Below are 12292 nucleotides of genomic sequence, written 5' to 3' on the forward strand. Positions count from 1 at the left end.
TCACGCGAGACAATCGATCGAACGCCTTTTGCGACGCCGGGCGGTAAGAGCGACCGATGGACGTACTGATCGTCGGTGCGGGGGCGATGGGGACGTGGTTCGGCCGGGCGATCGACGCCTCGGTCACGTTCACCGACGTGGACGCCGACGCCGCAACCGCCGCAGCCGATGCAGTCGGAACCGACGCCGAGACGGCCTCCCTCGAGGAGACGGACAGCTACGACGTCGTCTGTCTCGCCGTGCCGATGACTCACGCGACGGATGCGATCGCGACTCACGCCGGGAGAGCGGACGACGCGATCGTCGACGTCTCGGGCGTGATGGGGCCCCCACTCGAGGCGATGGCGACGCAGGCACCCGACATCGAGCGCGCGAGTCTCCACCCGCTGTTCGCACCCGAGCGCGCACCGGGTTCGATCGCGGTGGTTCGCGACGACGCCGGATCGACGATCGACGCGCTGCTCGCCGACCTCGAGGGCCGCGGAAACGACCTCCTCGAGACGACGGCGGGAGAACACGACGACGCGATGAAATCGGTGCAGGCCGCGACGCACGCCGCCGTACTCTCGTTCGCGCTGGCGGCCGATCCAGTTCCCGAGGGATTCCAGACGCCGATTTACGACGGCCTTCGGACCTTAGCCGAGCGGGTTACCGACGGCACGCCGCGAGTGTACGCCGACATTCAGGACACCTTCGACGGTGCCGACGCCGTCGCCCGTGCTGCTGCCGAGATTGCCGAGGCCGATCCCGCGGAACTCGAGTCGCTGTACGACGAGGCGTCTCGACGGTGGCACTCTCCGGAGTTCGGGGACGCTGACTCGACGGCCGACTCGGGCGACGGTGATCGCGTATGAGCGACCAGCGCGACGCGGTCCGATCGAACGCGAAGTACCTGCGCAACGTGCGCCCGGTCGATCCCGAGGAGATCTGCGAGTACATCGAGGGCAACCCGCACCCGGCAGTCGTTCGCCAACTCCTCCGCGAGGAAGCGGCGAGCCTCGGACTACTCGAACAAGACGACGAGACGTTCGTTCCCGTCGACGACGAGCCGGTAGAGCCGAATCGCGGACCCGTCGAGAGAGTTCCCGAAACCTACGAACGCCGACTCGAGGACCTGCTCGTCGAGCGCTACGGCGTCAATTGGCACGAGGACGCGACAGGGGACTTGCTCCGCTCGACGATCCGACGGTTCAAAGCGAGTTACCTCGAGCGCGACCCCGTCGAGTACGACGAGGACGTCGCGGCGGGCTACGCGATCTACCACCTACCGGGATACTACGCCGCCGTCCAGTACGCCCTCGACGACCTGGCCGAACGCGGCCTCCTCGGGCGACGGTTGCGCGTGCTCGACATCGGCGCGGGCGTCGGCGGCCCCGCCCTCGGCCTCTGTTCGTACCTGCCCGACGACGCCCTCCTCGAGTACCACGCCGTCGAGCCGAGTGCCGCGGCAGACGTCCTCGAGTCGTTGCTCGAGGAGACCGGCCGAAACGTACACGCGACGATCCACCGGTCCACCATCGAGTCGTTCGACCCGACCGACGTCGTGGGGGAGGACGGTGGTGATGAAGGAGGAAACTCGGACAGATTCGATCCGACCGCCCCGGACGACGGCTTCGATCTCATTCTCGCGGCGAACGTGCTGAGCGAACTCGAGGATCCGACCGCCGTCGCGCGCGACGCGCTCGAGTGGCTCGCGCCCGACGGCACCCTGCTCGCGATGGCTCCCGCAGATAAGAACACGAGCACGCAGTTGCGAGCCGTCGAACGCGACCTCGAGGACGACCGCGTCTGGTCGCCAGCCCAACTGGGAGCCGCTGAGGACGGGGCGAGAGAGCGTGGCGAAAGCGACGATGGCGATCGACCCGAGGCTGGTGGAACGGACGGCCGCCGTGACGGTGACGGTGACGCCGACCGCCGCGGACTGGTCACCGTCTACGGCCCCACGGTTCGACTCTGGCCGGGCGAGCGGCCCACAGATCGGGGCTGGTCGTTCGACGCGCGACCGGACCTCGAGGTGCCGTCGTTCCAGCGAAAACTCGACGAGGCGACGCCGGGCGACGACGAGGAGCACGCACCCGGCGAGTTCGTCAACGTCGACGTCCAGTTTTCGTCTTCCCTGTTGCGTCTCGACGGAACGCGACGAATCGACGTCGCCCTCGAGACCAGCGACTGGGCGAAGATGGCCGAAATGGAGCGCCACGTGACCAATCGAATCGACATCGCCGCCGCAAAACTCAGCCGTTCGCTGAGCGAGGACGAGAATAGCGGGTACGACGCCTCGAGCACGAATCCGCTGTTCAAGATCAGCGACGGTAGCGAGTCGACCGACCACTACGCCGTCCTCACGTCGGAAACGTCGCTCAATCGGCCGCTGCTCGAAGCGGAGTACGGCGAAGTCTGCACGTTCGAACAGGTACTCGCGCTCTGGAACGACGACGAGGAGGCGTACAACCTGGTCGTCGACGAGCAGACGATCGTCGACCGAATCGGCTGACGGTGGCAGATACCGTCGGTACGACAAAGCGGTGGGCTTTTCGTACCCGCCTTCGACTCGAGTGGTATGAGCGACTCCCTCGAGATCCTGTTGACGAACGACGACGGGATCGACAGCACGGGAATCCGGGCGCTCCACGATGCCCTGGCGGCTACCGCGGACGTGACCGTCGTCGCCCCGGCGACGGACCAGAGCGCCTGCGGACGATCGATCTCACACGAGGTCGACGTCGACGAGCGCGAACTCGGGTACGCGGTCCACGGAACGCCCGCCGACTGCGTCGTCGCCGGAATGGCCGAACTTTGCCCCGATCCCGATCTGGTCGTCGCGGGCTGTAACAAAGGAGCGAACCTCGGCGAGTACGTCCTGGGTCGGTCGGGAACGATCAGCGCCGCCGTCGAGGCTGCCTTCTTCGACGTGCCCGCCATTGCGACTTCAATGTACGTCCCCATCGACGACACGCCCCTCGGCGAGGTCGCCCTCGAGCCAGACGCGTACGCGGAAGCCACTCGAATCACGACGTACCTGGCCGAGCACGCACTCGAGGTCGGCGTCTTCGACCACGCGGCGTATCTCAACGTCAACGTACCCATCGCCGACGGCGACCCTGCTCCGGTCGATATCACGGACCCCTCGAAACGCTACGAGATGGACGCCGAACGCGATGGCTCCCAGATTCACATGAAAGACCTCATCTGGGAGTCCATGGATCCCGAGACGATTCCGGATCCAGAGGGGACAGACCGTCGAGCCGTCGCTGAGGGCCGAATCAGTATCTCGCCGTTGACCGCCCCACACTCGACGAACCACCACGACGCGCTCAGCGCACTCGCGGAAACGTATCACGAATCCGTTGGGTCGCCGGCACGCCAACAGTAGCGGTTCGATGTGCAGAAGGCACCCACTACCGAACTGATATGTATCGGGATGGTGAAGCGATACGTATGACGAGCGTCGAGATCGAATACTGCGTCCCCTGTGGTTTCCTCGAGCGTGCCGAGGCGCTCCAACACGCGCTGTTATCGACGTTCGGCGAGCAACTCGAGTCAGTGACGCTGCGGACCGGTGTGAACGGAATCTTTGCCGTCCGCGTCGACGACGAACTCGTCTACGAGAAGAGCGAGAGCGCATACGATATCGACGAAATCGTTCGTCGGGTGCGTGCTCGACTATGACTCGAGTCCGAGACGGCCATCGGAATCGCTTCGGGAATGTGATAACTGACTTGCGGGTCGCAAGGTCGTCGCTATTCGACGACGGTAGCATTACGATAGTCATACCATACTGAGCCGCGAGCGAGAGTAGTAAGAAATGAGACAGGAACACGAGGCAAATGCGCGCACACACTGCGAGGAATTTCACCGCTGGTGATCGACAATGGTATTCAAAACACTCTGGACACGTCTTTCGTCGGTCTGGTCGGCCACCTCGACTGGACAATCGGGAGACGATAACTCCACAGCAGGCGAATCGGACGATTCGAGCGACGAAACACTGAGTTACGCGGAGGAGATCGAATACGGCGTCGACGAACACGACCTTCCAGACGAGGATAAAGTCCTCAGGTTGCTCGTCAAACGCGGCGGTCGCGTCGACCGATCGACCGTCCTTCAGGAGACCGGGTGGGACGACACCTACCTCGAGGAGGTCATCGACAACATGGAAGACGACGGCCAGGTCAGTGCGATCACCGTCGGCCGCAAGCGGGTCATCTGTCGGCGTGGTTTCGAACCGAAAGGCTATCGCTCGCATCTCAACGAGTGAGTCGGCCGTCAATACGTACGCGAGACCGTCACGAGTACGATTCGTTTCTCCGACTCGAGTAGCGATTGCGCTGACCGACTCCCTCGGTGAGGTGTCTCGAGCGAGCGCGAGCAGTGTTCTCGTCTCGGAGGCAACTCGCGTATCTCGGGTCGCGGAGACAAATCCCAGTCGTGAGTATCGGTCTATTTGCCGAACGAAGTGGTATGAAGATCGACAGATACCACGGTCCAAGGACGGGGAAAATCGATATAGGCAATCGATGCACCCCCACTCCGGCGTATTAAGGCCCAATTCATTTCTCTCGAACAAACCACGGTAACGGTATGTTAGAACTCGCACTGTTGTTCTTCGTAATCGCGCTCATCGCCGGCGCACTCGGTGCCGGTGGCGTCGCTGGGTTGAGTATGTCCATCGCAAAGTGGCTCGTCCTGATCTTCCTCGTCCTCGCCATCATCTCGCTGCTGCTGTAGCACTCGAGTGGGCGAGGGGGCGATCGCCGCTGCACTCTGGACACGGAAATCAGGGTCGACGTCGCCGGTCGGTCGGTCGGTCACAGCGGTCGGAATAGCGTGCACTGTTCAGCGGTCAGTGAGCCACCCCTATCAGCCAAACCGATAGCTAGTTGACGGCCTCCAACACGGTACATCGACGGTGGGACTCGAGCTAGCTGTACGCACAGGTCGACGACTGGCGCTCGAGCGCGAGGTCGGTTCGACAGAGGACGCCATCGACGAACAGTCGGCCGTCACTCGTTACCGTCACTTCGTGATCGGCGACGTCGAATCGAAACGTCCACGTTCCGGTGTTACAGGCCGCCAGCTCGCTCAATATCGTCGGATTGATGTACTCGTAGAGGGTGTATTCGACCTCCTCTAACTCGAGTCGGTCGGCCTCGGCAAGTGCTTCGACGATGTCGATGATAATCTGTTCCTCGTGGTCCAGTGATCCACCGTGTCGACGCGTATGCGACGTCATCGACAGACACCTCCAATCGATACTCGCCGTTCGTTTTCCCGATTCGGCAGGCCGTCGAGTCCCCAACTTCCCCACTCGATTGCGGCGACGTCGCCTTCCGTCGATCGGACTCGAGTGACCATCATCAACCACTCGTAGGGCCGTATACGCTCTGGAGGGCATACTGTCGGCTGCTGTCGTGAGACGAGCCGTCGTGGCACGTCCACCCCCGCGTACCCGACTCCACGCCCACAGCCCAGAAACTGACTGGTCATCGTTACAGAAACGTCGACTATCGGACCAATATTAACTAAGTAGTCACTACAGGGAGTCGATTCTTCGCTTGTAAACGAGTACGTCGTCCCTGACACAATTTACCGGGGGTAGACTTATCAGGGGGGCAGAATCGTATCGGTTTTCGTTACGATCACAGACCTACCCTCCTCGGCAGATGAACGTGCTGAGGGACCTCAATACATAATCATTCGATTCATTGGGAATTCGCAGACGGCGTTTTGCCTTCTACTCTTATGGCAACAATTTTCCAAATAGAAACATTCATTCTGGTCCTCTTCTATCCAACAGCGTAGCAATGGCGCACAACGACGACGTATCACGTGTGCTTGCCGCATGTGGTGCGTGTAGCTCAGTGTATGCAGCCCGACAGTGGCCAAACGGTGATATCCGAATCATCGGCCAACAAGGATGTTCTTGTGGCGGAGAGTCCTTCGAACTCGTCGACGACGAATCATCACTCGATATCGAATCTCCATCCGACGCCGACTCACCGACGAATACTGCGTCCCCGACGGACATCGACTCACCCACAGACACCGAGTCGCCGACAGACACCGAGATGGAGTGACGAGTATCCAATTCCACCCGCGTTCGTTCTCAGTCGATCACGATTCACACTCGGGACGATTGGTTACTGGATAGCCCCGTGCCCGCCACTTCCGTGTTACGTCTGTCGTCTCGTTTCTCCTCGAATCTCGATGACAACGAAGGACGGAAGCCTTAGTACGCCAGCCCTGCGGTCCTCTAGTAATGCGTCTACGCACCGACTCGAGGTGGTGTCGATGATCCTCGACGATACTGACCGCCCCGCCGAGGAGTACGAGGAACTGATCGAGGGACTCGAGGACCTCCGAGCGGAGGCGGCGAACGAACCGATCAAAGTCGGACGACTCGACGGACTGTTCGACGAGGCGACGACCAGCAACCCGAATATCTGGAACACCGTGACGGCGTTTATCGACGTCGAAGACGGCGAAGCCGTCGTCACCGACGAATCGAAACTCGCCCAGGGCAAGTGGGCCCCGGAAATCGTCGACGACTGCGACGCGATGCTCACCGTTGACATCGACTACGGCCAGATGCCTGACGACTTCAAGTACGTCGTTCTGAAGAAGCTAGACGAGAAGATCGAGGCAGCCGAGCAGCGAGCGGAACGCACTCGAGAGTAACCGGTTCGACTCGGAATCGTGTCGCCTGACGATTCGCAATTAGGTGGCCAGAACGGTTATTTATTTTCCATTTAAACGGAACGTGTGAACCGACGGGCATTTTTGATGACGGGGGGAATGGTCGCCAGTACACTGCCTATTGCTGGCTGTCTCGGTGTGAATGAACCGGACCTAGAAGTAACACAGTTGGTCCATCCGGATCCACGAATGGTTTCGATTACTGAATCTAATAGGAGCGTTTCTGGAACAATCCAAAACCAGGTCCACAGTGGAAATGTTACCGCTAGATTATTTTGGTTCCTCGATGAATCTGCTCCCGATCCGTCGAGTATTGAGCCCCAAGATAATCCAGACATCGAGTTCGACGTTGCACGCACATGGCACTTTGATCGGGACGAACGACGAGAAGAGTCAATCCATGGTGAACCACCAAGCGAATGGGTTGAGTACGGGATGGTTCCGGAAGCAGCATCATACGGTGCAACGATAAGAAATAATGGTGAATCTGGTGAGGGTGAAATAAAATTGACGTATCCTGAGTCCGACGATGAATCACTCGAGCAACCAGGTGAGAAAGTCGAATACATCGCATCTGACGACGAGCTAACGGTCATGTTTGACGTAACGATTGCAACGGATGTGTATTACGAAATCACTGCAAAACCCAACTAATTGCGTTGACGAGCACTGTTTTTGACGGCGTTCAGTTACTGATTCGTGGTCGTAGCGAACTGACGTACTGATCAAAAAGCGACTTCGAGCGGTGTCTCGACGCAAGCATCACCAAATTGATTAATCGGCCGGCGTTTCGCCCGCTTGCTGCTCGAGTTTTCGTCGTCGCCAGAGATAGACGACACCGGGAACGATGGCGACGATCCAAAACAGCGAGACGAGCACGTATACCCACGTGTACTTCGGCCAGTCGGTGTGTGGACTGAGCGCCTTGCTGTCCTGGTAGAGTGCTATCGGAAGTGCAACCCACGAACCGAGCACGAGTAATCCGCCGATACCGGCAGGGAGGACGTTGAGAAAGACGACCGAAACGATCCACCCGAGCGTCGCCGCCCCGATGACCGTTCGCCAGCGAGTTTCGGGGACGAACGACGGGGGAGGCGAAGCGCGAGCGGTGGGTTGCTCGTGTCCGGGATCGGCCCGTGGCTCGGATCGATCTGTGTGCGTTTCTGACGCTTCTCGAGTAGCCGACTGGTCGTCGTTCAATGAGACGAACTCGAGGTACTCCGCCACCAATTCGGCGGCCTCGTTCTCGCCGAGCAAGTCGACGAGATCACTGCCGTCGACGAGTTTGACGTTGAGTCGCTGGGCTAACTCTCGCCCCTGGGCAGTGAATTCGTTGGTCGTAACGACGACGACCTTGTCGACGCCGTCGTACTGATTTTTGAGGCTCGCGTACTGCTGAATTTCCGGCGAGCCGACGGTCGTGTTCGGGCCGTAGCGTTTCGCCTGAATGAGCGTCGTCTGGTCGTAGGGCGTCGTTTTGGTGGCGACGACGTCGACTCCCTGGTCGGCAGCTTCCGACGAGACTTCAGTCTGCCACCCCATCTTCGCCCAGAGGTCGGCCACGAAATGCTCGAAGTCGTAGGGATCCATCTGCTGAAGCACGGCCTGAAGCTGTTCGGGACTCTCGACTGGACCGTCATCGAAGGGGACCTCGGTGTTGGAGGACGGAGTGTCTGGCGAGGATCGACCGGCGGGTTGGGTGGTTCCGTCGGTGCGTTCCGACTCGTCGCTCGAGTTCGTACCTCGGGTCAAATCCCGAAGCTGCCGGTAGAACTCGCGATAAAAGACGTAGCGGAGCAACCGTTTCATACGAACCGCTAGTGTATCGTGTCGAGTTATGTGTTCTCCTCTGGAAAGTCCTCGAGACGGTCACAGACCTGTCGTGGTTCCAAGGTATACTGTGTGTTTTTTCTGCGTCCAGGGTTAGTAAAATATCATAGTAAAAGATTTACAAGTCAATAGGTAATTTTAGTACCTCGTCACTTCAATGGCTGGCTATGAGTATCGCACAGGTCGAGTGCACCCGTTGTGAGCACTCGTTCGAGGTCGACACGGAGTATTTTCGGCGATACGGGGCCGATCCGTTCTGCGCTGATTGTCTGATTCACACCGTCTGCTATCAGTGCAACCGAGGGTTGCGTCTACAGCCCTCTCGATATCAGGAACTGAACGGTGATCCGGTGGTGTGTACTGACTGCGACCCTCAGCCCGAAATTGAGCCACCTCGAGCACCGACGGAGACACCATCGTTCTGGCAGGGTCTGACGACCGGCGAGAAAGTATTGTTTCCGCTCGTCGTTCTCATCGGTCTCGTCGCCATCGGTGCCACACTCGTCGATCCAGCGACGCCGACCACCGACGTCTCGAGAGTGGTCGCAACCTGTGCCATCATTGCCGTCTGGATCTATTCTCGAGGTCGGAAAAACAAGATAGATGAATGATAGGTCCCCATTTACGAATATCGTGGTCGTATTTCGACGGTAATTGGCGGGACTCACGCGCTTGTGAATCGAGTAAGAGTAGTTGACTCGCCGGGATTTGAACCCATAGGAAGACGGTCGCTCGCTTCGCTCGCGCTGCGACTTCCGGGGCTTCAAATCCCGTCTTCGACGAAAATTTGTGGCGCTCACGAATTTGTTCGCGCCGCAGAATAGTGGACTCGCCGGGATTTGAACCCGGGGCCTCTCCCATGCCAAGGGAGTGATCTACCTCTGATCTACGAGCCCTCGTTCGCATTGCAGTATTTCCGTGGGGAATAGATAAACCCCTCGAAATACTCGAGGCAGTACTCGAGTTATCAGACAGACGCGGTTCGCTCGAGGAACTGCTCACGTCCAGTCCGTGTGAGTCAACACCCATCGCAGGCAGTTGTGTGAGTATCGCCTACTACCGGGACTGGGTCGGCTGTTTCGCTAGCCACGGATTTGCTGTTGACCATTCGGTGCCACCACTCCTCGAGTCGACCACCCGTTGGAGGTAACCATTTCACTCAGAACGTGAACGGTGCTATCAGAACACACGATGAAACGGGAGATGCTCACCACGGACTTCCTCGAGCGCGCGGTCTACGACTACGGCGACGTCACCGGCGTCGTCGCCCACGACGGGACCGAGTACACGTACGAGGAGGTCGACGACCGAGTGAATCAGCTCGCACACGCCCTCGAAGACCGCGGCGTCACGCAGGGAGACCGTGTCGCCCTTTTAGCACCGAACACGCACTACTTCATCGAGACGCTGTACGCGACGAACAAGCTGGGTGCGGTGTTCGTTCCGCTGAACTACCGCCTCGAGCCCGAGGAGTACGCCTACATCCTCGAGGACTGCGCGGCAGGAACGGTTATCGCGGACTACGACTACGCCGACAAGATCGAGGCGATTCGCGAGGAGATTCCGGCGACGACGTTCGTCGGCTACGAGGCCGACCAGATCGAGGGGGCCTCCGACGGTTCGTGGGAGGACTACGAGGGTGTCCTCGAGGGCAAGCCCGCGACGGAACCCGACCGCCCGGAGGTCAGCGAGGACGACGACGCGAGCATCAATTACACCTCGGGGACGACGGGCGATCCGAAGGGTGTCGTCCGCACCCACCGCACGGAACACTGGCACGCGCTCGTGCTCAACCAACACATGGAGATCCGGGACGACGACACCTACCTCTGGACCCTGCCGATGTTCCACTGTAACGGCTGGGGCCACACCTACGCGATCACGGGCACCGGCGCGAGTCACGTCTGCCAGCGCACGTTCGACGCTGCTGGCGTCTTCGAGCGCGTCCGCGAGTACGACGTGAGCTTCATGTGCGGTGCACCGACGGTGCTGAACAATCTTATTCAGTACGCTGAGGACCGTTCGGACCTCGAGACGACGGGTGACCGCGACGTCCGTATCGCGACCGCCGGCTCCGCACCCGCGACGGCCACCATCGAGACCGTCGAGGACGAGTTCGGCTGGCGGATCATCCACATCTACGGCCTCACTGAGACGGCGCCGATCATCACGACGAGCAACTCGCCGCGCCGACTCGCCGAGCGCGGTCGCGAACTCAAAATCAAGCAAGGCAGCCAGACCCTCTGTACAGACGTTCGCGTCGTTGACGAGGACGGAGAAGACGTCCCCCGCGACGGCGAGACCATCGGCGAAATCGTCGTCCGGGGCAACCAGGTGATGGATCGCTATCTCAACAAGCCAGCTATCACCGAGGAAGCGTTCTCCGAACGCCTCGAGGGGTACTTCCACACCGGCGACCTTGCTACGATGGACGAGGACGGCATGGTCGCCATCCAGGACCGCAAGAAGGACATCATCATCTCCGGCGGCGAGAACATCTCGAGCATCGAACTCGAAGACATTCTTTACGACCACCCGGACGTGGGAAAGGCCGCCGTCGTCCCGGTCCCGAGCGAACAGTGGGGAGAGACCCCGAAAGCGGTGGTCGTTCCGCGAAGCGACGACCCCGACGACGCGGACCGCCTCGAGGACGACCTCCTCGAGTTCGTCGGCGAGCGTCTGGCGAGTTACAAGAAACCCTCGAGCGTCGACTTTGTCGACGATCTGCCCGAGACGGCGACCGGAAAGGTCCAGAAGTACGAACTCCGCGAGGAGTACTGGGACGAAGAGGAGACGCGCGTGGGACAACAGTGATCGATTGACAGCCTGATAGCCTCACACTACTTCGAAACTATCGGACCCGAGAACACCACGAAAGCCCCTGTCGGCCTCCAGTCGAAGGGCTCGCTGTGCTCCTCGGACTTCGTCCTGCGGTGCTTGCGTCGCCCGTCTTCCCGGAGGCCGACAGCCCCTTTCATTCCCACCCGCGGTGGCACGACCGGCCAGCCGGTACTGGTGGGAATGAAAGGGCTTTCGTGGTGTTTGCGGGACAGTAACCGACGCTCGAGGATCGTCTGCTCTCGAGGACCATCTGGGAGGTTCGAGAATTCGCCGATTCCAGTCTAGAAACCCTTTAGTCCGTTCGAGAGAGACGACACAACGGGAAGCGCACGGCCGCAAATCTGACGGCGCCGTCCACTCTTTCGGACGGCTTGGGATTGCGGAAGTGCACCGACAGTCGACTGTCGACTGTTTCATACACGAGCGGTCAGTGCGGTTCCTATCCTCACCAATGGCACGAATGCATACCCGCCGCCGAGGCTCGTCCGGATCGGACAAGCCAGCGGCAGACGAACCGCCGGAGTGGAGCGACGTCGACGCCGAGGAGATCGAATCTCGCGTCGTCGAACTGGCAGAGCAGGGCTACGAACCGAGCCAGATCGGAATGAAGCTGCGTGACGAAGGTGTCACGGGCACGCCGATTCCCGACGTCAAACTGGCCACCGGGAAGAAGCTCACGACGATTCTCGAGGAGAACGACGCGACGCCCGAGATTCCCGAGGATCTGTACAACCTGATGGAGCGCGCAGTCCGCCTGCGCGAGCACATCCAGGAGAACCAGCAGGACTACCAGAACAAACGCGCCCTGCAGAACACCGAGTCGAAGGTCCGCCGTCTCGTTCAATACTACCGCGGTGACGAACTCGAGGCGGACTTCGAGTATTCCTTCGACGTTGCGAAAGAGATCGTCGACGAGTAACACAGC

General features: G+C 60.2%; 13 protein-coding genes and 1 tRNA gene. 11 read left to right on the forward strand and 3 right to left on the reverse strand.

Annotation, left to right across the window (positions count from 1 at the left end):
• The first annotated feature begins 56 nt into the window (after positions 1-56).
• The 6 genes from BB347_RS02035 (at position 57) to BB347_RS02060 (ending at position 4728) form a co-directional block, all read left to right on the forward strand.
• On the forward strand, positions 57-854 hold the full coding sequence (locus BB347_RS02035) for an NAD(P)-binding domain-containing protein (protein ID WP_076578883.1): 798 nt from the start codon (positions 57-59) through the stop codon (positions 852-854).
• Positions 851-2494, forward strand: coding sequence for a small ribosomal subunit Rsm22 family protein (locus BB347_RS02040; RefSeq protein WP_076578881.1), 1644 nt, complete (start codon positions 851-853; stop codon positions 2492-2494). The genes BB347_RS02035 and BB347_RS02040 overlap by 4 nt, the downstream gene beginning before the upstream one ends.
• A gap of 66 nt (positions 2495-2560) precedes the next feature.
• Complete coding sequence (gene surE / locus BB347_RS02045; RefSeq protein ID WP_076578879.1) at positions 2561-3373, forward strand: 5'/3'-nucleotidase SurE; 813 nt, start codon at positions 2561-2563, stop codon at positions 3371-3373.
• A gap of 65 nt (positions 3374-3438) precedes the next feature.
• The gene (locus BB347_RS02050) at positions 3439-3669 is read left to right on the forward strand and encodes a SelT/SelW/SelH family protein (protein WP_076578877.1); all 231 of its coding nucleotides are present in this window, start codon (positions 3439-3441) and stop codon (positions 3667-3669) included.
• 202 nt (positions 3670-3871) lie between these two features.
• On the forward strand, positions 3872-4258 hold the full coding sequence (locus BB347_RS02055) for a helix-turn-helix transcriptional regulator (protein ID WP_076578875.1): 387 nt from the start codon (positions 3872-3874) through the stop codon (positions 4256-4258).
• Positions 4259-4581: 323 nt separating this feature from the next.
• Positions 4582-4728: a DUF1328 family protein gene (locus BB347_RS02060; RefSeq protein ID WP_076578873.1), complete on the forward strand. Its 147-nt coding sequence runs from the start codon at positions 4582-4584 to the stop codon at positions 4726-4728.
• Positions 4729-4921: 193 nt separating this feature from the next.
• Here the strand turns inward: BB347_RS02060 and BB347_RS02065 are convergent, their stop codons facing one another.
• Positions 4922-5233, reverse strand: coding sequence for a HalOD1 output domain-containing protein (locus BB347_RS02065; protein ID WP_076578871.1), 312 nt, complete (start codon positions 5231-5233; stop codon positions 4922-4924).
• Between the two features lie 1058 nt (positions 5234-6291).
• On the opposite strand from BB347_RS02065, the gene BB347_RS02075 reads away from it, so the two are divergent.
• Both BB347_RS02075 and BB347_RS18905 read left to right on the forward strand, forming a co-directional pair.
• Entirely contained in the window at positions 6292-6678 is a 387-nt protein-coding gene (locus tag BB347_RS02075; protein WP_076578868.1) for a hypothetical protein, read from the forward strand.
• Positions 6679-6762: 84 nt separating this feature from the next.
• Positions 6763-7350 (forward strand): hypothetical protein, encoded by a 588-nt coding sequence (locus BB347_RS18905; RefSeq protein ID WP_139326958.1) that lies wholly within the window; start codon positions 6763-6765, stop codon positions 7348-7350.
• A gap of 120 nt (positions 7351-7470) precedes the next feature.
• On the opposite strand, the gene BB347_RS02085 is transcribed toward BB347_RS18905, so the two are convergent.
• Positions 7471-8505 (reverse strand): restriction endonuclease, encoded by a 1035-nt coding sequence (locus BB347_RS02085; protein ID WP_076578866.1) that lies wholly within the window; start codon positions 8503-8505, stop codon positions 7471-7473.
• A 374-nt stretch (positions 8506-8879) separates the two neighbouring features.
• On the opposite strand from BB347_RS02085, the gene BB347_RS19535 reads away from it, so the two are divergent.
• Entirely contained in the window at positions 8880-9137 is a 258-nt protein-coding gene (locus BB347_RS19535; RefSeq protein WP_236995979.1) for a hypothetical protein, read from the forward strand.
• 213 nt (positions 9138-9350) lie between these two features.
• Here the strand turns inward: BB347_RS19535 and BB347_RS02095 are convergent.
• Positions 9351-9422: transfer RNA gene (locus BB347_RS02095), tRNA-Ala, on the reverse strand.
• A 295-nt stretch (positions 9423-9717) separates the two neighbouring features.
• Here BB347_RS02095 and BB347_RS02100 point away from each other — a divergent pair.
• Positions 9718-11340, forward strand: coding sequence for a long-chain-fatty-acid--CoA ligase (locus BB347_RS02100; protein WP_076578862.1), 1623 nt, complete (start codon positions 9718-9720; stop codon positions 11338-11340).
• A gap of 478 nt (positions 11341-11818) precedes the next feature.
• Positions 11819-12286 carry a 30S ribosomal protein S15 gene (locus tag BB347_RS02105; RefSeq protein WP_076578860.1) on the forward strand — a complete coding sequence of 156 codons (468 nt, stop codon included), beginning with the start codon at positions 11819-11821 and terminating at the stop codon, positions 12284-12286.
• Positions 12287-12292: the final 6 nt, after the last annotated feature.

The sequence above is a fragment of the Natronorubrum daqingense genome (assembly GCF_001971705.1).
GTDB classification, from domain to species: Archaea; Halobacteriota; Halobacteria; order Halobacteriales; family Natrialbaceae; genus Natronorubrum; species Natronorubrum daqingense.

What these genes read in the sequence shown, in the direction of transcription:
- BB347_RS02040 (WP_076578881.1), top strand. Translation starts at nt 851, where the DNA reads ATGAGCGACCAGCGCGACGCGGTCCGATCGAACGCGAAGTACCTGCGC.
- BB347_RS02060 (WP_076578873.1), top strand. Translation starts at nt 4,582, where the DNA reads ATGTTAGAACTCGCACTGTTGTTCTTCGTAATCGCGCTCATCGCCGGC.
- BB347_RS02100 (WP_076578862.1), top strand. Translation starts at nt 9,718, where the DNA reads ATGAAACGGGAGATGCTCACCACGGACTTCCTCGAGCGCGCGGTCTAC.
- BB347_RS02035 (WP_076578883.1), top strand. Translation starts at nt 57, where the DNA reads ATGGACGTACTGATCGTCGGTGCGGGGGCGATGGGGACGTGGTTCGGC.
- BB347_RS02055 (WP_076578875.1), top strand. Translation starts at nt 3,872, where the DNA reads ATGGTATTCAAAACACTCTGGACACGTCTTTCGTCGGTCTGGTCGGCC.
- BB347_RS02065 (WP_076578871.1), bottom strand. Translation starts at nt 5,233, where the DNA reads ATGACGTCGCATACGCGTCGACACGGTGGATCACTGGACCACGAGGAA.
- BB347_RS02085 (WP_076578866.1), bottom strand. Translation starts at nt 8,505, where the DNA reads ATGAAACGGTTGCTCCGCTACGTCTTTTATCGCGAGTTCTACCGGCAG.
- BB347_RS02105 (WP_076578860.1), top strand. Translation starts at nt 11,819, where the DNA reads ATGGCACGAATGCATACCCGCCGCCGAGGCTCGTCCGGATCGGACAAG.
- BB347_RS02075 (WP_076578868.1), top strand. Translation starts at nt 6,292, where the DNA reads ATGATCCTCGACGATACTGACCGCCCCGCCGAGGAGTACGAGGAACTG.
- surE (WP_076578879.1), top strand. Translation starts at nt 2,561, where the DNA reads ATGAGCGACTCCCTCGAGATCCTGTTGACGAACGACGACGGGATCGAC.
- BB347_RS02050 (WP_076578877.1), top strand. Translation starts at nt 3,439, where the DNA reads ATGACGAGCGTCGAGATCGAATACTGCGTCCCCTGTGGTTTCCTCGAG.